Consider the following 20961-nt stretch of genomic DNA (forward strand, 5'->3'; position numbering starts at 1 on the left):
TTCTAAATATCTTCGGACAGCTAAGCAAAAGTCTTCAAGCCGCTTCATTAACTGCTGTAGTAAGATCCATAATCGCCTTTTTACCGTCACCAAACAGCATCAGAGTATTGTCTCTGGCAAACAGGGGATTAGGTAACCCCGCAAAGCCAGGGCTAAGGCTTCGTTTAACGACAACAACCGTTTTAGCCTGCTCCACATCCAAAATGGGCATACCATAAATAGGACTGCCTTTATCTTCCCGTGCCATCGGGTTAGTCACATCATTCGCGCCAATAACAATCACCACATCTGTTTTACTAAATGTCGGATTAGCCTGTTCCATCGTTCGCATCTGCTCATAGGCAACTTCAGCTTCGGCCAGCAGCACGTTCATATGGCCCGGCATACGACCAGCTACCGGATGAATAGCATACTCCACGACAACACCACGACTCTCCAGAGTATCCGCCAGGTCTCGCACTGCGTGCTGTGCCTGAGCCATAGCCAGCCCAAATCCAGGAACAATAACCACTCGCCTGGCATCCTCAAGTAACATTCCAACTTCATCAGGGGTCGAGGACTTCACTTTTCCAGCATAAACCTCATCAGCATCAATCAGATCCCCGCTACTTTGTGCCATGGTGCCAAACAGCACATTCAGCAATGACCGGTTCATGGCAACACACATAATTTGAGTCAGAATAATGCCGGACGCCCCCACCAAAGCACCGGAAACAATCAGCACAGTATTCCCCATGATAAAACCGGCTGCGGCTGCGGCAATACCGGAATATGAATTCAGCAACGCGATGACCACTGGCATATCAGCACCACCAATCGGCATGACTAATGTCACCCCCAGAAGCAGAGCGATGATAACCAGTATGACGAAGGCTCCGACCGCTGGGCCAGGTTCAGTCGAAATCATATGATAGGCAGCCACCAGAGCAACAATCAGCAATCCCAGGTTAAGAAACTTCATGCCACTGAAACCCATTGGCTTGCCAGGCAAAATTTCCTGCAGCTTACCAAAGGCAATAGCACTGCCCGACAATGTCACGGCACCAATAAGTATCGCCATTGCCATCGCAGTCTGGCTAATAACAGAGCTTGTTTCAGTGACACCGATCGTTCCGGCAGTAGCAGCAAGATAGCTGGCAGCGGCCACCGCCAATGATGCACCACCACCAAAACCATTCAATAATGCCACCATTTGGGGCATGGCGGTCATCTGTACTTTTTTAGCCATGAGTACACCAATCAGGGTTCCCACGGCAATCCCCAGGGCGATCACTTCGTAACTGATTACATTACGGTCTATCAGCGTGACCAAGACCGCAATCAACATTCCGCTCGCCGCCAGCATATTTCCCCGCACCGCCGTCCGGGGGCGGGTTAACCCCTTAATACCCACCACAAACAACAAAGCAGCCAGTAAGTAAGACAGATCTACGATTACCAGATTCATAACTCAGCCCCTCCGTTTGAACATGCTAAGCATGCGATGAGTCACCAGAAAGCCACCGATAACATTAATGGTCGCCAAGACGATAGCCACAAACCCCAGCAGCTGAACCAGTACACCAGCCTCCCCTCCCGATCCAGTCGCTACGATGGCGCCAACAATGGTAATCCCAGAGATAGCATTGCTACCTGACATCAAAGGGGTATGCAGAGTTGGGGGGACTTTAGTGATGAGTTCCACACCTAGAAAGACCGCAAGCGCGAACAGGGAAAGTAGCAGAACCAATTGTTCCATTTCCGTTGAACCTGTAATAAGCGTTTCCATTAGGCCACCTCTTCAACGTGTTGAAGAGGCTTGGATAAGGGAGCCATATTCAATAACTCCCTAATTCGTGTTTGGCAAACCACACCATCATGGCTCATGACAGTTTGCTCTAGAATTTCATCGGTGAAATCCAGGTTTAGCAGGCCATTCTCATCCAAAAGATGAAGCAGAAGATTCTCAATATTATTGCCGTACATCTGGCTGGCATGATGAGGAACGCTTGCCGGGACATTTTCAGGCCCGATAATAGTCACGCCGTGCTCAACAACGGTTTCGCCATGCTCAGTCAATTCGCAATTTCCACCTCTTTCCGAGGCAAGATCGACAATAACGGCACCAGCCTTCATCTTCATGACCATCTCCGCAGTAATCAATATCGGAGATTTGGCACCGGGAATCGCGGCGGTGGTAATCACAATATCCTGTGCAGCCAGTACCGCTGCCATTTGCTCACGCTGGCGACGAAGAAAGTCTTCCCCCTGAGCCTTGGCATACCCGCCCTTTCCCTCGGTTGCTTCAGCTTCCAGATCCAGTGCAACCGGCTTAGCCCCAACTGAAAGAATTTGTTCGCGGGCAGCAGGGCGGACATCATAGGCTTCAACCACGGCTCCCATACGTTTGGCAGTCGCTGCGGCCTGAAGTCCAGCCACACCGGCCCCCATAATAAACACCCGTGCAGGGTCCAGGTTACCGGCGGCAGTCATCATCATCGGATAAATTCTGGCTGAAGCGCTGGCAGCCATTATTACGGATTTATAACCCGCAATAGTGGCCATGGACGACAACACATCCATGCTTTGGGCACGACTGATTCTGGGAATAAGCTCCATCGCAATACTGGTGATCTGTTTTTCGGCCAGCTTTCGAGCCTGCTGAGGATTCCCCAGCGGGTCCATCATACCGATGACCACCTGACCAGGTCGGAGGTGACAATGCTCCGCATCGGATTGTGGCTGGTAAACGTTAACCTGAGTGATGATCTCGGAACGCGCATAAAGCTCATCTCGATCGTGGAGGATTTCTGCACCCGCCTGGCGATACAACGCATCAGAGAAATCAGCTTCCTCCCCTGCTCCCGCCTGAACCAAAACTGAGCAACCCCGATGAGTTAAGGCATCGACATTAGCCGGAGTCATGGCCACCCGGCGCTCACCCTGAAGTATTTCCTTTGGGATTCCTATTATCATTCTTTTCTCCCCTAAGCACTGCTCACTCTCGGAAAGCCCGGCAAATTTCGGACGCAAAAGGCCACTGAAGGAAAATATCCCTCAGAACAAAAACCTATTGAGAAGAACCATTGCTTAGTTATTTGCGATTATTGTTATCGTTTACAGCATAAAATCAGCACAAACTCAGGGAAGCGATAGAGGCTTCCCTGATATCTAAGCAGTAAGAAGTCAGCCAGCCTGATTCAGAACAGCTTGCAATAAAACGTTGCAACCGGCTTCCAGATGAGCAGGGTCGGCATTCTCTGCTTCATTGTGGCTGATACCATTTTCACAGGGCACAAAGACCATGGCCGTCGGTGCAACACGGGAGATATAACAGGCGTCGTGACCGGCACCACTGACAATATCCCGATGGCTAAGACCCGCTGCTTCGGCCGCATCTCGAACCGAATCAACGCAGGACTTATTGAAAGGTACCGGTGGAGAGTACCAGATCTGCTCAAACTTCATTTCCAGACCCAGTTCATCAGCAATATTCTTGCTGATTTCCTGCAACTGCTGATCCATGGCAGACAGTACTTTGTCATCCGGATGACGAAAATCCACCGTAAAGAACACTTCACCTGGAATGACATTGCGTGAATTAGGAAAGACATTCATCAACCCCACCGTTGCACAGGCCAACGGGGCATTGTCCAAACCAATACGATTGACCTGGTCAACAATACGAGCAGCTCCCAGCAAAGCATCTTTACGGCTGCTCATCGGTGTTGGTCCAGCGTGGGACTCCTGACCGGTCAACGTCACCTCATACCAGCGCTGTCCCTGAGCATCTGTCACCACGCCAATGGTGGTGTCTTCGTTCTCAAGGATAGGTCCCTGTTCAATATGTGCTTCAAAGAACGCCTTAAAAGGACGACCACCCACTTCATCCTCCCCGGCATAACCAATTCGCTCAAGCTCCTCCCCCATGGTCTTGCCATCAAGATCAGCGCGGCTAAGCCCATATTCCAGGTCAAAAACACCGGCAAAGACACCCGAAGCCACCATCGCCGGTGGGAAACGAGACCCTTCTTCATTAGTCCAGACTGAAGCTTCAATCGGCGCTTCCGTTTCAATTCCCTGATCATTTAAGGCCCGAATCACTTCAAGACCAGATAGCACACCGTAAATTCCATCAAATTTTCCACCGGTCGGTTGAGTATCCAGATGACTCCCCATAACCACCGGCGGCAGGCTGTTATCACGCCCCGCCCGACGGGCAAAGATATTACCCATCTTATCGACCCGCACAGTACAGCCTGCTTCTTTACACCAGGATACAAACAGGTCACGGCCCTGCTTATCCAGATCAGTCAGTGCCAAACGACAGACGCCACCCTTCTCGGTACCTCCTATCTCGCCCATCTCCATTAAGCTGTCCCACAAACGCTGTCCGTTTATTTTTATAGTAGTCATTGTTCGTCCGCTCCCGTGCTCAAATAAAAAGCTCTGATAAAAAATGTTCTGATAAAAAATGTTCTGATAAAAATACTTTTATTAAGAAAATGTGCGAGCTGGAGGATCACCTCTACTCTCACAACCAACTTTACCATATGGTAAAAATAGCACTTATTTTACCTTATGGTCAAAATATATTTCGCCTGAATTTTAAACAACCTTTTAAGGATCAACACAGATAAAAACTGGAGAATGAGAAGAAATAAGAAAGAAAAAATCTGAAACCATCCAATCAAAACAGCGGATCAGCGAGCCCTAGGGAAGAGCAAGCCCTAACAGGTGCCCCATCCGGTTTTTCTTAGTTGCCAGATAGGTTTGATTTTCAACAACCAGGCCTACCTCTATAGCCAGCCTTTGCTTAATGATCAGCCCCAGTTCAGTCAATGATCTGACTTTTTCGGGATTATTGGTTAGCAGGCGTAACTGTTTCAGCCCTATAGATTCAAGAATCGAGGCAGCTAAGTCATAGCTGCGCTGGTCTGCTTCAAAACCCAGTCTCAGATTTGCCTCGACGGTATCCATTCCCTGGTCTTGTAATTGGTAGGCCATCATTTTATTAGCCAGACCAATACCTCGACCTTCCTGACGCAAGTAAATCAAAACACCACTACCTTCTTCGGCAATACGTTTAAGAGCATAATTCAACTGCTCGCCACAATCGCAGCGTTTTGAGCCGAACAGGTCGCCAGTGGCACATTCCGAATGAACGCGTACCAGAGGGGCTTTTTCTCGTTCAGGTTCGCCCATTTCCAACAGAATATGCTCACGGCTGTTCGCCAATTCAGTAAAGACCGTCATACGAAACTGCCCATACTCCGTCGGTATCGGCACCGTTACGGACTTCTCAAACAGCGCTTCGTAGGGTTGCTGAAACATACCTCTCTCCTGCTCATATTCCTGTGCCTCCCAGAGGCAAACCCGGAATGCCCGTTCAGCTCGAATAAAAACAAATCAGGAAAACCACTGTTTATACCCAGTAGATACTCTGGCCGAGATAGGAGCCGCAACAACTACGGCCCCTGTAAACTCCGCTGCTTTACTTAGTCATTGCAGGGATAATGCTGTTACCGTAGTCAGCAATAATGCGTTCTTCATCTCCACTATCCAGATAAATATTGAACTGAGTGGTCCCTGCTTTTTCAAGCTCAACCAACTTGGCGATATGGGCATCGATTTCACCCAGTACACAGAAACTGTCGATAATATCGTCGCTGATAAAGTCCAGATAAGGATTGTCACTCTGGCCGTGCTTGGAATAATCGTACCCCTTACGCTGCTCGATATAAGACGTCAGGCTTTCAGGCACAAGGCCACTATGGGCACCATACTTTTCAACAATATCTGCAACATGATTACCAACCATTGCCGGGAACCAGCGAGTAGCTTCCCGCCCCTTTTCCATATCTCCCATATAGGCCGGAGCTGAGGCAATCACCTGGAAATCAGACATATCACGACCTGCTTCTTTACCTGCACTAATGGCTTGCTCTGAGAACCACTTCACCAGCGATGGGTCAGCAATTTGCAGAATGACACCATCCCCCACCTCACCCGCTGTTTTAAGAGCCTTGGGACCGTAAGCACCGATATGAACAGGCAACTCGTAACCATTGCTCCATGGGAATTTAACCGGTTCAGGGCTTTCACCGTAGGTCACTTCTTCACCGCGCACCATTGCTTTAACTTTCTGAGTAAATTCTGCCACTCGTGCCAGATTAGCCGGTTTCTTACCCATCACTCGCATCGCACTGTCACCGCGACCTAAACCGACGACAAAACGCCCTTCACTCTGTAAAGCCAAACTGGCAAACAGACTGCCTGCCACCGACCAGTCACGGGAATTAGGGTTGGTCACACAGGGACCAAATTTCATTTTTGTTGTGTGTTCCATACACATTGCAATGGCGGGGTAGCACTCACGCCACAAAACATGGGAATCATAGAACCAACAGTGACTGAAGCCCGCCTCTTCGGCCTGACGAACCAGATTACGAGCACGCTTTGGGCTGACAAAACCTTTAAAAGTTATACCGAATTCCATAACAAATTCTCCTGAGACTATTTCTCATTCTTAGTTTTTTTATTGAGTGATGTTTTAAACAGCGAATACAGGTATTCAATCAGTGATCAGGTGCCCAGATTTTGATCCCCGCATGGGAGAACGGCACTTTCTTAGAGATATTCAAACGAATCAGCATCGGAGTGATCGCTTCAACACAGCGGGCGTTTACTGCAGGCCCCACGTTATAAGCCTTAATATCCAGTCTCTGGATAAGATCAATGACTTTATTTTTGGCTTCCAGGTTGTTTCCACACACCAGAATGTCACAATTAATCGCATGATCCAGTTTATTCAGCGTGGTTGCTGAAACGTTATGAAGCGCGCCAACAACAGGGATATCTTCACCCAGTAAGACCTGAGCTGCTTCTGTAGCAGATCCTTCAATGGGCATATCGACCGCTTTCGGGTCACCATCCTTTAGCGGCACCACGATATCCACAAGGACTTTTCCGCTCAGCGCGCCTTTAATCGCCTCCAAGGTCGTATTATGGGCAGAATAGGGAACGGCCAGGATGACTAGTTCGTCCGCAGCATTCACCGCTCCGGTATTATCAAAGCCACTGATACGGCCCTTTGCTCCACCTATCTGTTGGTTCAATGTTTCAGCAATTTCTGCAGCTCGGGTCGCATCACGAGAGCCAAGCGCCACATCCACACCCGCGAGTGCAAAACGCAAGGCAAGGCCTTTGCCCTGAGGGCCTGTTCCACCAAGAATGGCAATTTTCATCGAAATAAATCCTCCTGTTGGGGTCTTATCAGATCAAGGGCCGAGCTACATGCAGGACTCCACTCAACGCCTTTGAATATTAATGCCGGTTTTTTACCTTCTTTACTCATCAGTAAACCGGACGCCGCAGCCAGCTCATCAGCCAGAGCAGGGATGGTGACTTTTAACTCACGACCGTAAGCATCGTTTTCACCGGCCAGATCCACCTTGCCAGGTACATTTGCCAAGCCGATGGCGACATTGACCAATCCCATCCGCCATGGGCGGCCAAAGGTGTCGGTAATCACCACGCCCAGTTGTTTGCCAGACATCTGTTCCAGCCTTTTACATAAAGCCTGCGCACTCGCATCAGGGTTTTCAGGCAGCAAAATGACATGCCCGGGAAGATCGACATTTGATTCATCCACTGCGGCATTGGCACAAATAAATCCCAGGCGGTGCTCGGCGATCAAAATCCCCTCATCCTGACCCGGCCGCTTTACCGCCCGAACGATACGTTTCGATTCCGACAAAATAGTTTCGATTTTGCGGGGATCCTTGGTTACGGTCTCGGCCAGCTCCAGCGCCTCATCAGAAGGCTCAACATCGGCCAGACGGACAATCCGTCCCTCCGACTTGGAAACCACTTTATGCGCAATAACCAGAATATCGCCGTCATCAAAGCTCATTTCGGACTCAGCCATCGCTCCCATGATCAACGCCACCAGATCATCTCCCGGTTTAATATCCGGTAGACCTGGCACCGCCTGTATATTGACGCCATTACTGGCCGCACCGTAGCTGACACCCGTTCTCTCAGACAGCGGGACCGGCTCCCGGAGGCTGTCCCGCCTTGAAAGCTCAGTAGCCTGGTTTAGTTGCGCAGTCATTAGATCGCTCCTTGTTGCAGGTTGGTTCTTCCACTCAGGGTTATTGCTGCCAGCGTTTTCCCACCGAAAGTACTCGCCAGCATCTGAGTCCAGTGCTGCAAATCATCCGGGGTATCCAGATCGAACGTCAGTTTTTCCAGTTGTAATAACTCACAAAAAACCAGCTGTTCTTTTGCGGCCTTTAAATGTGCAATGCTGGAATCTCGACCAAACTGAAATGGCACAACATTCGGCGGGGTTGTCAGTAAGGCGTTGGTGCCGCCATCACTGGCCGGACAAACCAGCACAGAAGGAGACTTCGGTGATCGTTCTAATAACTGGCCAACTTCAGCCTTGCTCAACTCAGGGATATCAGCAGGTATCAACAACTGAGAATCAAAGCCGTGATCCAGGCTCCACTGAGCAGCCAAAGAAGCGGCACCATTAAGTCCAGTACCTTCCTGTTCAATCAATAGCGCTGCACCGTACCCTTCTGCTATTGCAGCGATTCGGGAAGAAGCCGTCACAACCAGCACTTGGTAATCAGAGAAATGCTGATTGAGAAAACGCAGTGTCTGGCGAAATAATGTAAGGGCCAGAGTCTGCCGCTGATCGGGGTTCAATACGCTGGCCAAACGCTGCTTTGATTGACCCGGATCTTTCATTGGAATAGCAATACAGGTTTTCATCATCAAATCCCCTAAACAGCCTGACTCAATGGTTGGCTGGAATTTCGCTGGTGAACCTCAAACTCCTGTTGACCAGTTTCATTCTGCCTTTGGCGACTTTCGTATAAATGCATCAATGTCTCGGCGACACGTATTTTATTGGCCCTGGAGTGCATCAGGGTATCGGTCGCCAACACATCCAATCCCCGGCCTGCCAAACCAGGCACCGCTGAACGATCTTGTTGATCAACCAGCAAGCCATCGATCAATCCCTCATAACAATCGGCGATGCCAAACAAATCACAGCTATAACCTGCCGCCGTCATCATTTTGTCAGCGGGGCCTTTGACGGTCTGACCGTTAATAAGAGGCGAGACCGCCAGTTTATAAGCCTGGGATTTAGTTACCGCTTCACGGATGCCCGGTACCGCAAGAATGGCACCAATGCTGACAATAGGATTACTGGGAGCAAAAACGATCAGGTCAGCGTCGGCAATAGCGACCAGGGCTTCCGGTGTAGGTTTAGCCAGCTTAATCCCGACAATGGAGAAATCTTTAATCAGGGGCTCACAACGATGCTTAACAAAATAACTCTGAAAATCCATCCAACCTTCAGTAGTACGAACCCGCGTCTGGATAACATCATCAGTGGGTAACAGGATTGGCGTCTCCACCCCCAGTTGACGAGCAATATGGCTGGTAATATCGGTAGGCCGAACACCTAGTTTACGCTGCTCAGTACGGTAGATATGGGTTGCAAAATCCTGGTCGCCCAAATACATCCAGGTATCTACACCCAAGCGATTCAAAGCATCCAACGTTCGATTGCTTTCATCTTTCAGGCCCCAGCCTTTTTCTCGATCTATCTGATCAGCCAGGGTGTAGGTCAGCGTATCAATATCCGGGGAAACCCACAGACCATGAAAATCCTGATCATCCGCCACATTTCCAATAATGGTCAGGTTATCACCATAGCGGCTGTGCAGAAGACCCTCAGCCATTTTGGCACCGCCAACACCTCCGGCCAGGAGCGTGATCTTAGGAGCTTTACCCCTCAATGAAATACTCATACCGAAGCTCCCGCGGTAGAAGCAATCAACTGGACGCCTAAACCACTTTGGCTCATAACACCTCCAGACAGAGACCTTTCAGGCACTTGTCCAGCAGTCGTTGATTCAGAGAAGGTCTCCAGCGGCTGATACAGTGTTCCTCGCCTCAAAGGTGTGCGGCCTGCATTGCGGATCATCCGTACCATATCTTCCGGGACAATTTCCTGACCGTTTTTGCCACCGGCAGAACGGGAAATACTCTCGTTCATCAAGGTGCCCCCGAGATCATTGGCACCGGATCTCAGCATCTGCTGCGCATAAGCAGGTCCAAGCTTGACCCAGGAAGCCTGGATGTTATCAATCCAGCCATTCAGCATAAGACGGGAAACCGCGTGCATACGGATATTCTCCTGTGCTGTAGGACCCGGCCGAACCGACATATCGTTGTCACGTTGCTGGGTATAAAGAGGGGACTCATAATGGACAAATCCCAAAGGCACAAACTCGGTAAATCCGCCCGTTTGCTTCTGGATATCCCGCAACAACCTGATATGAGCGGCCCAATGTCTGGGCTCGTCAATATGGCCGTACATAATCGTCGCGGTGGTCGGCAGCCCCAGCTGATGCGCGGTGGTGATTATCTCAACCCACTGCTCAGTAGTGAGCTTATCCTTGGTAAGCTGCTTACGAATTTCCACGTCGAGAATTTCTGCCGCAGTACCGGGCATAGAACCCAGTCCATGATTTATCAGGTCCTGAATAAATTCCGCCACTGACATTTTGCTTTTATGAGCACCAAACCAGATTTCAAATGGCGAAAAGGCATGGATATGCATATCTGGTACTTGCTGTTTAATCGCCTTGAGGATATTACGGTAATGGTCGCCATCAATATTCGGATGCAACCCCCCCTGAATACAGACTTCAGTCGCCCCCCGGTCCCAAGCCTGTTGTGCACGCTTTGCCACCTCCTGCATGGACAGCAACTCGGCGCCTGACTCGTCCTTGCGCTTGGCAAAGCCACAGAACTTACAGCCCATGTAGCAGACGTTGGTAAAGTTAATGTTACGGGTGATAACGAAGCTCGCTTTTTCCCCGACTGCTCGTGATCTCAGCAGATCAGCAACTGCAACCAGAGCCTCAAGCTCTGTGCCTTCGGCCTGAAAGAGAATGACCGCCTCCGCTTCAGAAACCTCCTGACCCTCAAGCGCTGCTGTTAAAATAGTGCTCACCTGCGGATCAATAGCACTCAGCTGCTGGTAAACCATAGTTACCTGCGGGCCAGCCTGATCAGCAGTCGGGGCAGAAGTGTGACTCACCAATCTATTACTTGGGAGCGACCCGATACTCTCGTTGGGCAGAGCTTTCATTACCGGTGCTGAATGAGGTCTGCTGAAAGGTTGCTGAATACCCATTAGGGTTCTCCTTTAATTCCCGTAATCTGTTCAACTGTTGAACCAGGTTCCGTTGAAGGAAACCATCTTCTAGAGTGACGCTGGCTGAGAACAACATCGTTTTGAACCTCTTGCTCAGTTCTGAAGACTCAGCAGCACTGCATTGATGCCAGACCATCAGCCCTGGCAATATGACCAACACGTTCTGCAATCTTTGGAGTGAAATAACGATCAGGGAGGTTTTGATACTGTGGATAAACCGCCAGGCGCTCGTGCAGACGGTGGCCACAGGCACGACTTGCAGCTGATAAGGCATCAATCTGCGGCCAGGCTCTTTCTGGGTTGATGTGGTCAATAGTCAGTGGAGAAATCCCCCCCCAGTCATTAATCCCAGAGTTAAGATAAACGCTATAACGTTGCTGAAGATTAGGAGGAGCCTGCAGGCTAATAGTGGGATCGAGAATAAGGCGTGCCACAGCCAATGTGCGCAGCATATCATTAAGGTCAGGCTCCGGCGCGTCAGCCATGCCCGTGCCCGGCTTGGCACAGAAGTTCTGAACGATGACTTCCTGAATATGACCGTACTGCTGATGTATTTCATTAATAGCAATCAGGCTATCGATACGCTCTTCCCAGGTTTCGCCAATACCGATAAGAATACCGGTGGTAAATGGCACATCCTGGCGACCAGCGCGTTCCAGAGTCCTTAACCGCTGGGTGGGTACTTTGTCAGGACAGGCATAATGGACCTGACCTTTAACCAACAAGCGTCGGGAGACGGTTTCAAGCATCATTCCCATGCTGGCACTGACCGGTTTTAACGCAGCGATTTCCTTCTCTGAAAGCGTGCCGGCATTAACGTGAGGAAGCATGTCTGTTTCGTCAATGACTCGCTCACACATGGCACCTAAATAGTCAGTCATCGTTTCATGGCCCAGCTTCGCCAGCCCATCACGAGCCTTCTGGTAACGCTGCTCAGGCTTTTCACCAAGGCTGAATAAAACCTCTTTGCAGCCCATCTGCTGACCTTCATGAACAACGGCCATGACTTGCTCAGGGGTCATGATACGGGCGTCAGGGGAATCAGGATGTTTAACAAAAGTGCAGTAGGTGCACGTATCGCGACACATGTTAGTCAGGGGAACGAAGACCTTTCGGGAATAGGTGACCCGATCACCCCAGTGCAAATCCCGCAGAGCACAAGCCTGCTCACGTAAGTGCTCCAGCTCTTTTCCTTCAATCCCTTTCAAACCCAGCGCTTGTGCTTTGGACAACATGCCTAAGTCTCCACCGATGTTATTTTTTTTATTGGCAACTTCAGTTCAGTGACAGGAGAATCACCGACTGCGTTTTACCGTTTGGTAAATACATACTAGCCATCTTTTTACCATATGGTCAATATTTTTTTCAATCACCACAGTAAAACAACTCAACCAGGAACTGACTAAGGGGCAACGAACAAGCGAATTTTCTTTTGTATTTCCTTTAGTTACACTAAAAAAATAAAACGGATCAGAAAAAAACCAGGGCCAAAGAAGTGGGAAGTATTGAAGTGAAAGTAGAAGTTATAAGAAAATTTTAAAAATAAAAAATAAGAGTCTATATGTATTTTTGATTAAATATAAAAAACTATTAATCAATCAAAATAAAAATATAATAAATCAAAATTACTATTTGATAGATCATATTTTGATAACAGAGCAACATGGGGAAAGAAATCTTGAGGCAAATATAAAAAAAGGAGCTGACCTTAGGCTCAGCTCCTTTTCATTAACATAATCGGTCAAAAATAGTCTTTTTCGACCCTTTTTATCAGGTTTTTTTACCCAGAACTGATCACAAGATCAGATAACCCCGGTTCCCTTGAGCACCAGCTGAATCAAAAAATCACTGGCATCATCATAGTCCTGTTTTTCCAGTTTAGGCTTATCCAATGCCAGTTCTATCTGGGTCGAAAAGTCAGCATAAGTCTGAGTAGATGACCAGATCACAAAGAACAGATGGTAGGGATCAATCGGATCCATCTTACCCTCAGCAATCCACTGTCTGATCAGCTGAACATCAGCTTCTAGCTGCGGCAACAAATGAGATTGTAAATATTCCTTCAGCCGAGTAGCACCATTGATAATCTCATTGGCAAAGACCTTTGATCCGTTCGGATGAATTCTGGAAAGCTCAATCTTTCCGCGGATATAGTTACTCAGCATCGCCTTCGGATCATCTCCCTCCTGCTCCAGCAATGCCATTTTATCGAGCCAAAGATCTAAGATGTTCTGCAAAACCCGCTTATACAGCACCTCCTTTGAAGGGAAGTAATAGAGCATATTCTGCTTGGATAAGCCGCTGCGCTCGGCAATCGCATCGATGGCCGCTCCCTGATAGCCATGCTGAGCAAACACATCCTCGGCAGCAGCCAGAATACGTTCTTCATTAGCAGCACGAGAACGGCGTTTAGGTTTAGGGGCGATTGATTCCTGCTTTACGTTTTCGGTCATTGAGGTATTTGAGTCGTTGTAAGTAGCTGTGCCGAAGGGCTGAGCATAATGCCCGGATTTAAAACGGCCGGTATTTTACCACATAGGTAAAAAATAAGCTGAAACAAATACACTGGGAATCCACAGCCCAATATGCTGCTTCTGTTGTCGGTAATTCCCCTAAACAACTTCGCTCAGATATCAGCTCCAATAACTGCTATTTCACTAGCAGACCTGTGAATAAGTTCTCTGTGGTCTCCGGGACAGTCAGGTTCCTTAGGTGTCATAGTCTCGCGTCAGCGTATTCAGGCTACTGGCCGTGGTTACAAGGTGCTTGCATGCAGCAGCAGCCTCCTTTGTGGCTGTAGCAGTATTCGCTGACTGGTCACTTATTCCGACAATGTTTCGGCTCATTTCTTCTGACACTGATGATTGTTGTTCAGCGGCAGTGGCTATTTGAGTACTCAGATCCTGAATGGCAACAACCGAGTTCTGTATCCGCCCAAGGGCTGAAGCAGCCTCCAGCGCCTCCTGAACCGATAGTTCTGCATTTTCCCGACTGCTTTCCATAGCCTGCACAGCAACATCAGCCCCCTTTTGCAACTTCTCGATCATGGCTTGTATTTCATCGGTTGAGGATTGCACCCGCAAAGCCAGTGCACGAACTTCATCAGCAACAACGGCAAATCCTCGCCCCTGTTCACCCGCACGAGCGGCCTCAATTGCAGCATTCAAGGCCAGCAGATTTGTTTGCTCGGCCACCCCTCGTATAACCTCAAGGATAGTGCCAATATCTGTACAATCGCTGTTTAGAGCCTGGATTGCAGTTTCAACATCACTGATTTTATGTGAAAGACCAGAGATACTCTGGGTATTTCTTTCGACAATACCATGTCCTTCCTGAGAATCGCTGAAGGCCTGATTAGCAGCTTGAGCTGCACTAGAGGTACTGCAGGCAACCTCCTGCACTGTCGCAGTCATCTCTTGCATAGCCGTAGCGATCAGCTCTGTTTCAGTCATCTGCTTTTGCATGCTGGCGTCAGTATTGGCGCTCATAGCTGCCAACCGGTCAGTTGCAGCAACCATTTCCGACGACGCTTCCTGTATTCGACCGATAGTTGCCCTTAGCCGGGCACGAATCATATCCAGCCCCAGTTGGGTCTCCCCCATAGCACCGGGTTTATCAACCACAATCCGGGTGTTCAAATCCCCATTAGCTATAGCCTTGGTCGCCGCAGCCATTTCCCTCATCGGTTTAATAACCTGGCTGCCAATCCATACAAATCCCAGCAGGTATAAACAGACCGTAGCGGCTGAGGCCCCATAGATCAGCAAGCTGCCATCAATTTGATGGCCCCAGAACATCAACCCCAATAAAATCAACCAGACTGTTTGAAGCAGTATAAACTGAGTACTTACCCGCAAACGGAAATCTCTTTGTACAGGCAAAGTCTGCAATTGTTCAGCATTTACTTTCTGGTAGAGTTTTTCTGCACTGTCGATCTGTTGCTGAGAGGGTTTGCTGCGTACAGACTGATAGCCAACAGTCTCGCCATTTTTGACAACCGGGGTAACAAAAGCCTCAACCCAGTAATGATCACCATTTTTACAGCGATTTTTAACAATACCCCGCCACGGCTTACCTTCCTTGGCAGTGTCCCAAAGATCTTTAAATGCCAGAGGGGGCATATCCGGATGACGGACAATATTGTGATTCACACCAAGTAATTCGGTCTCATCAAAACCACTGATATCAATAAAGTCCCTGTTGACGTAGGTAATAGATCCCTTCAGGTCCGTCATAGAAATAATAGTTTGATCATCCCGGAGACTGACTTCACGACCCGTTACCGGCATATTTACTTTCATTAAGGAACTCCCTTCAACGGAATATTTCTGCCTAGGTTCAAGAAAATCGGTAATACCTATCGGTAGAACAATTCCTAGCAAAAAAAATAATAGCGCTTCGACAACAACGTCCTGCGGTTGAAGCGCCTACAATCCTGAAGAACAGCCAGTAAGTTCCTTTGCTTTATCAGCGCATCGAAACTGTTAATACAGGGATAAGAACAGCGTTGAATTTTCAGTCGAACAACCTCAGCAACGAACGAATCAAGGGAACCGATAAACAAGTTCTCTGAGCCTCAGTTATTCGTATCCTTATACTATGCATCAATAGTATTAAATATATATAACCAAACCCGTAAAATAAAATAAATATTAATACACTCCAACTTCAATAAGATATATCAACTAATGACCATCACACCATTTTTGATTAATGCTATTAAGATTTGAAAACATAGCCTGATATTTGAATACATAACCCTTGACATTAATTGTCACACGCAGAAAAGACTTAAAACGTTATTAAAAAGTAACTAGCACAAGAGGAGAAAGCCACCTTGCTTTAACAGCCACTAATCTGTTTCCTCACAGGGGAAACACCCGTCGTTTTCAGCAACAAAAACACGTACAATACTGCGGCTAATTTAATACCACGGCAGCATCTGCCATCACTGATTTTAGGTCCATTACTGATGACTATTGAACAAACGCTACTGGAGCGCTGCGACTCAAAATGCGAGCTCTGCTCCTCTGACGCCAACCTGACGGCTTATGCCGTGCCTCCAGTGGCGGATGAGAGTGCAGATAAGTCAGTAATGGTTTGCGAGACATGCCGCGGACAAATTGAAAACCCCGCCACCATGAACACTAATCACTGGCGTTGCCTGACCGATAGCATGTGGAGTCAGGAACCTGCTGTTCAGGTTATGGCCTGGCGCTTACTGAAGCGCCTGTCCACCGAATCCTGGGCTCAAGACCAGTTGGATATATTCTATCTGGAACCTGAGGTTCTGGCCTGGGCCGAAGCAGAAAATATTGCCGACAATGACGAAGACTCCGATACACCGACCCTGGACAGTAACGGTGCCAGATTAGCAGCAGGAGATACGGTCACATTAATAAAAGATCTGGTGGTTAAGGGTGCGGGCTTTACTGCCAAACGCGGGACGACTGTTAAGGGTATATCTTTGACCTCCAACCCAGAGCATATTGAAGGTCGCGTTAACGGTGTACGCATTGTTCTGCTGACCTGCTTTCTCAAGAAAGTCAGCTAGCCCATCTAAAGTAAAGCGCTACGGATTCTAATCTGAGTACGTAGCGCCCTGTCCACTATTTCCTTCTTCCTCTTCCCGCTGTGCGCTTCCCTCTACGACCGAAAGTGCAGTCACTCGCGCTTATAATTACTCCCCAAGCAAGTCATTGAAGTGATTATTTCGACTAGAATGGATACAGTCTCTGGGCAAAATAATACTAGCCAAAGCGTAGATTTAGCCCATTATTGAGAGTATTTTTGAACAATGACTAAAAAATTAATAATGACAGTAACGCTAATCTAATACTTTTCGACAACCAAGAGTTGTATCTGCATGAGTACAATACCTTCTTGTAAAGTCATCCCTGCGCCCCCCAACATTTCTACTGCATGCCACATCTCTACAACCCCCTACTTATCCCTCTTCCATGCGATACTATTATTTTTCGTTGTCAGTACAGTATCGGGGCTCGTTTTCACGGAGCAGGCTGAATCGGCGCAATCGTCAGAGAGAGTGCAAAGTGGCGTCCGGGAAATCACGGATGGCTGGTCGCTTCACTGGGGAGATCTGGAATATTCAGATGGATGGAAGTTCGAAGAAGCCGAATGGGAAGACCTCACCTCTCCTACAGATATTCCTGGCCGCACAAACGAAAACATCCTCTGGCTGCGTATTAAGGTCGACAAAGGGCAATGGCGCGATCCCTATATTTTTGTCTCCAGTATTGACCTGACTACCCAGGTATTTGAGAGTGGTCAACTCAGTTATCATTTTGGAGAGATAGACCAGGATGGAAACAGCCACTTCGAGGGCTGGCCATGGCATCTGATCCCCGTCAACATAACAACCTCACCCACCAGCCTTTATTTTCGCATCTACTCAGACTATCCATTTATCGGCCTTTCTGGCGAGGTCCTTATCGGTAATAAAGCAGATTTACTTGATAGAGTCTATTCCAGAGGCATTACCGGGGCTGTGTTTATATTGATCATCTTTATCGCGGGTCTACTCAGTACCAGCCTTGGGCTTATAAAAAAAGACAGCCATGTTGCCTTATCCACCGGGTTATTGTCTTTTGATTTAGCACTGATGATGTTTTCCGAAAACGAGTTAAGTCAGGTCGTCTATAACGATCCTTTAGTATGGCGTTATCTGGCGGTCTTCAGCTATTTTTTGATACCTGCCTTTCTGGCCCTGATTCTTCGAGAGTGGTTTCAACGCAAACAACCAGCTGTTTTTAATGCTGTTTTTTGGATAGCCACGGCCTTTGCTGCTGGTGTAGCATTGCTGTCGGCATTTACCGACTTCAATTTTGTCAATGCCTATCCCTATTTCGACGCTCTGTTTATCGCTCTGGTTCTGGCCCTGCTGATAAGCAGCGCATCCAGATATAGAAGCTTTGGAATTCAGGATGGATTGGTCATCTTTGGCATTCTCGCCTTATTCGTATCCCTGCTACTGGATATGCTCTCGTCCCACGCGCTTATTGATTGGATCGGCCGGACAGGACAATGGGGACTGATCTTTTTCACTTTAGCCATGTTAGCGGTTTACTTTAATAAGGACTGGGAACAGCAGATAACCCTTAGAGCTTTGACCTCAAGCCTTGAATTACAGGTCGCAGAACGTACCCAGGAGCTGACGGAAAGCCAGGCCCTTCTCCAACAGCTAGCCCGAGAGGATTTTCTTACCGGTCTGCTGAACCGCCGTGCATTTATGGAACAGGCCAATGGCGCTGTCGCTAATGCCATTCGCTACTATCACCCTCTGTCACTCATGCTATTCGATATCGATTTTTTCAAAGAAATAAATGACACCCACGGCCATGCCACGGGTGATGAGATTCTTCGCGCCCTGGCTAAGGTGGCTAAAAAAGAATGCCGAGAGGGAGACTTAATCTGCCGTTACGGTGGCGAAGAGTTTGTCGTGCTACTTCATGAGACACCTGCATCTGATGCGTTGATGCTGGTTAGTCGGCTACAGAAGGTTATCCAGAATATTGTCGTTCAATCACCGGACGGTAAAAGCGTACAAATAACAGCCAGCTTTGGACTGATCTCATACAGTCGGTTCCAAAGTGATGCGGAAAAAGAACAGTACTCCACCCCCTCTAGATTATTGGAGCTGCTGTTAAATCAGGCAGATCAGGCTATGTACGATGTGAAACAGACCGGTAGAAACGGGATCAGAGAATACACTTTAAAATAGCCAAACACTCAAATAACAACGGTCATGCTTGCCGTTAGACATCTGTTTTTTTTAATAAAGGCTCACTGCGACAAAAGCCCAAGCAAGCCCGATAAAACGCACATCAACCGCTACTGCCAGGGGCCAGCTAAAGCAGAGTCAGAATCTGCTAACGAGTGCACCGAAAACACACGAGCCGCATTGCGACCCCTAAAGCTTAATAATGGCATCAGCCCTGCTGCCTGAACCTTAGCAGTCGCTCGCTCACTAAAACTAACTTCAGTACAGGGCAGCAACTCGGCACCATCATCCCCGGTGTAGGTATAAGCAGGCAAATCATCAACCAGCAACTGATCCCCTCGGGGTAAAGACCAGCCACGGCTTTGATGGGAATGGGCTAATAACTGAGTAATGGCATAGGCAGGGCTTCCCCAGAGATAAGCATTCATATCCTTATCAGGAACAGGCACTTCTTCAAACTCAAAGGAGTCAATCTCATCACTGTCTCGACCATAAGGCAGTCGTATAAGAATACGCGGTAAAGCCAGTCCAACCCACGCCGCCCAGGGTTCCTGTCTAAATTCACTCCAACGCTTTGCGCAGTCCTGATCCTGAACTTGCCAGCTCTCAGGACTGGCCGCCTGAGCTGCGGACTCACAACCAATCAAAGCAAGATCGGCTGACGCCATAAATGGCCCCCCTGCACAGGATGCAATCGCCCCCATCGCTGTTAGCAGGCTGACATCCACTTCAGTGGCAGCAAAACTGTAGTCGCCAGCTAGCAAAGACCAGGGAGCATCACCCAAAACAGCGTCTTCAGCCATCAATAACTTGTACAGACAAGAATCCTCAAGCTCCCCGCTGGAAGCACTGAGTACCTGCTGCAATCCTGATTTGGGCAGATCCAACATGTAGAGAACCAACTCTTCACCCGTTTCCAGTTGACTGATCACCCGATAAAGTGAACGCCAGGAAGATTCCAGTGCCTGAAAAGCAGGATCTCGCAATATTCTCCGCATCAGACTGCTAATACTGTCATCGACGGAAGACACATAACTTTGTTGCCGATCATCAACACCTGCACTCAGGTGAGGAGAAACCAGGTGACGGATAAACGTATCAAAATCTTGTTGCTTAACCTCAGAGGCGCCAAGCGACGAGGTTACCGTGCCATCAGAAGGCTTACCCAGTAATCGCTCAACCATATCCCCTTCTGCTTCAGCATCCGTTGCACCTTGCTTTAGGGAGCTGTCACCGATCGATTGTACAGCTCCTCCTCCAAACGCCGGCAAATCCTTCCTCAGCTCAGCAGCAGCCTCAGCAAAAGTCTGCGGATCCATCAAACGCTTACGCAATCGCCGTAACCCCTGAAACACATCCAAGCGCCGATATAAGTTATCCGGATGAAAATCATCCAACTCTTCAAAGTCAATCACTATACTGCCGCCCGAATCCTCTATCTGCAATTGCAGGCTTGGGGCAATACGGGCCATCCGTTGGTCAAAGTTATCCACATCCACTTTGAGTAATACGGGGTTTAGATCGGACTCTGAAGTTTCAGTAGCTAAGGTTTCAGCAACCGAAGTCCCAGCCAACCTCTGTCCACTAAAATCCCCCATTAACAAAACTTTAACCACATCACCCGGTGATCGGGCTGCTCCACTGCTCCTAGTTCTGAAACTGAACTCTAATTCCATCGTTCCCACCCGGATAAAATCCTAATAATTTGACGAGCTGATATGGCTAAAGTGTAGCTGACCAACGCTGGGGAGTGTTATGACAATAACCAAAAACTGCCCAGTAAAAGTCATTAACAGCGTCAATTTAAGCTGCAGCTGAATAATGAATTGGCAGATCCAGCAATCGTACGGTACTTAGCATGTCTAGAGCCAACCCGATCGGGACAAAAGTGAACGCTATCACGGCTAAACAATCAGAGAACAATCCGTGGGTTAGTGTCAGCTTATTTTACGGTTTATTTATCGAGAGATCTCCGCCAGCCCCCCGTCTTTTT

17 protein-coding genes are annotated in these 20961 nt (G+C 48.4%); 2 read left to right on the forward strand and 15 right to left on the reverse strand.

The window, feature by feature from the left end:
• Positions 1–34: 34 nt before the first annotated feature.
• From BGP75_RS02390 to BGP75_RS02455, 14 genes are all read right to left on the reverse strand, one after another.
• Positions 35–1447 (reverse strand): NAD(P)(+) transhydrogenase (Re/Si-specific) subunit beta, encoded by a 1413-nt coding sequence (locus BGP75_RS02390; RefSeq protein WP_076714690.1) that lies wholly within the window; start codon positions 1445–1447, stop codon positions 35–37.
• Positions 1448–1450: 3 nt separating this feature from the next.
• Entirely contained in the window at positions 1451–1738 is a 288-nt protein-coding gene (locus BGP75_RS02395) for an NAD(P) transhydrogenase subunit alpha (protein WP_076714809.1), read from the reverse strand.
• 29 nt (positions 1739–1767) lie between these two features.
• On the reverse strand, positions 1768–2955 hold the full coding sequence (locus BGP75_RS02400) for a Re/Si-specific NAD(P)(+) transhydrogenase subunit alpha (RefSeq protein WP_076714692.1): 1188 nt from the start codon (positions 2953–2955) through the stop codon (positions 1768–1770).
• 210 nt (positions 2956–3165) lie between these two features.
• Complete coding sequence (locus BGP75_RS02405) at positions 3166–4395, reverse strand: Zn-dependent hydrolase (RefSeq protein ID WP_076714694.1); 1230 nt, start codon at positions 4393–4395, stop codon at positions 3166–3168.
• Between the two features lie 297 nt (positions 4396–4692).
• Positions 4693–5313, reverse strand: coding sequence for a GTP cyclohydrolase II (gene ribA / locus BGP75_RS02410; RefSeq protein ID WP_076714696.1), 621 nt, complete (start codon positions 5311–5313; stop codon positions 4693–4695).
• 160 nt (positions 5314–5473) lie between these two features.
• Positions 5474–6478, reverse strand: a complete 1005-nt coding sequence (locus tag BGP75_RS02415) for a TIGR03842 family LLM class F420-dependent oxidoreductase (protein ID WP_076714699.1) — start codon at positions 6476–6478, stop codon at positions 5474–5476.
• A gap of 79 nt (positions 6479–6557) precedes the next feature.
• Positions 6558–7226: an NADPH-dependent F420 reductase gene (gene npdG, locus BGP75_RS02420; protein ID WP_076714701.1), complete on the reverse strand. Its 669-nt coding sequence runs from the start codon at positions 7224–7226 to the stop codon at positions 6558–6560.
• Positions 7223–8095: a coenzyme F420-0:L-glutamate ligase gene (gene cofE, locus BGP75_RS02425; RefSeq protein WP_083704586.1), complete on the reverse strand. Its 873-nt coding sequence runs from the start codon at positions 8093–8095 to the stop codon at positions 7223–7225. The genes npdG and cofE overlap by 4 nt, the downstream gene beginning before the upstream one ends.
• On the reverse strand, positions 8095–8766 hold the full coding sequence (cofC, locus tag BGP75_RS02430; protein ID WP_076714703.1) for a 2-phospho-L-lactate guanylyltransferase: 672 nt from the start codon (positions 8764–8766) through the stop codon (positions 8095–8097). The genes cofE and cofC overlap by 1 nt, the downstream gene beginning before the upstream one ends.
• Before the next feature lie 8 nt (positions 8767–8774).
• Positions 8775–9812, reverse strand: coding sequence for a 2-phospho-L-lactate transferase (gene cofD / locus BGP75_RS02435; RefSeq protein WP_076714705.1), 1038 nt, complete (start codon positions 9810–9812; stop codon positions 8775–8777).
• The gene (gene cofH / locus BGP75_RS02440; protein WP_233152824.1) at positions 9809–11206 is read right to left on the reverse strand and encodes a 5-amino-6-(D-ribitylamino)uracil--L-tyrosine 4-hydroxyphenyl transferase CofH; all 1398 of its coding nucleotides are present in this window, start codon (positions 11204–11206) and stop codon (positions 9809–9811) included. Before cofH ends, cofD begins: the two co-directional genes overlap by 4 nt.
• A gap of 128 nt (positions 11207–11334) precedes the next feature.
• Positions 11335–12462 (reverse strand): 7,8-didemethyl-8-hydroxy-5-deazariboflavin synthase CofG, encoded by a 1128-nt coding sequence (gene cofG, locus BGP75_RS02445; protein ID WP_076714707.1) that lies wholly within the window; start codon positions 12460–12462, stop codon positions 11335–11337.
• 567 nt (positions 12463–13029) lie between these two features.
• On the reverse strand, positions 13030–13680 hold the full coding sequence (locus BGP75_RS02450) for a TetR/AcrR family transcriptional regulator (RefSeq protein ID WP_076714709.1): 651 nt from the start codon (positions 13678–13680) through the stop codon (positions 13030–13032).
• Between the two features lie 255 nt (positions 13681–13935).
• Positions 13936–15528: a PAS domain-containing methyl-accepting chemotaxis protein gene (locus BGP75_RS02455; protein ID WP_076714712.1), complete on the reverse strand. Its 1593-nt coding sequence runs from the start codon at positions 15526–15528 to the stop codon at positions 13936–13938.
• A 671-nt stretch (positions 15529–16199) separates the two neighbouring features.
• On the opposite strand from BGP75_RS02455, the gene BGP75_RS02460 reads away from it, so the two are divergent.
• Both BGP75_RS02460 and BGP75_RS02465 read left to right on the forward strand, forming a co-directional pair.
• Positions 16200–16781 (forward strand): PhnA domain-containing protein, encoded by a 582-nt coding sequence (locus BGP75_RS02460; protein ID WP_076714714.1) that lies wholly within the window; start codon positions 16200–16202, stop codon positions 16779–16781.
• Between the two features lie 312 nt (positions 16782–17093).
• Positions 17094–18968, forward strand: a complete 1875-nt coding sequence (locus BGP75_RS02465) for a GGDEF domain-containing protein (RefSeq protein ID WP_083704587.1) — start codon at positions 17094–17096, stop codon at positions 18966–18968.
• A gap of 110 nt (positions 18969–19078) precedes the next feature.
• Here BGP75_RS02465 and BGP75_RS02470 read toward each other — a convergent pair whose 3' ends face one another.
• On the reverse strand, positions 19079–20644 hold the full coding sequence (locus BGP75_RS02470) for a type VI secretion system contractile sheath domain-containing protein (protein WP_076714718.1): 1566 nt from the start codon (positions 20642–20644) through the stop codon (positions 19079–19081).
• Between the last annotated feature and the right edge of the window lie 317 nt (positions 20645–20961).

This window comes from Motiliproteus sp. MSK22-1 (assembly GCF_001968815.1).
In the GTDB taxonomy this organism is placed as follows: domain Bacteria; phylum Pseudomonadota; class Gammaproteobacteria; order Pseudomonadales; family Balneatricaceae; genus Motiliproteus.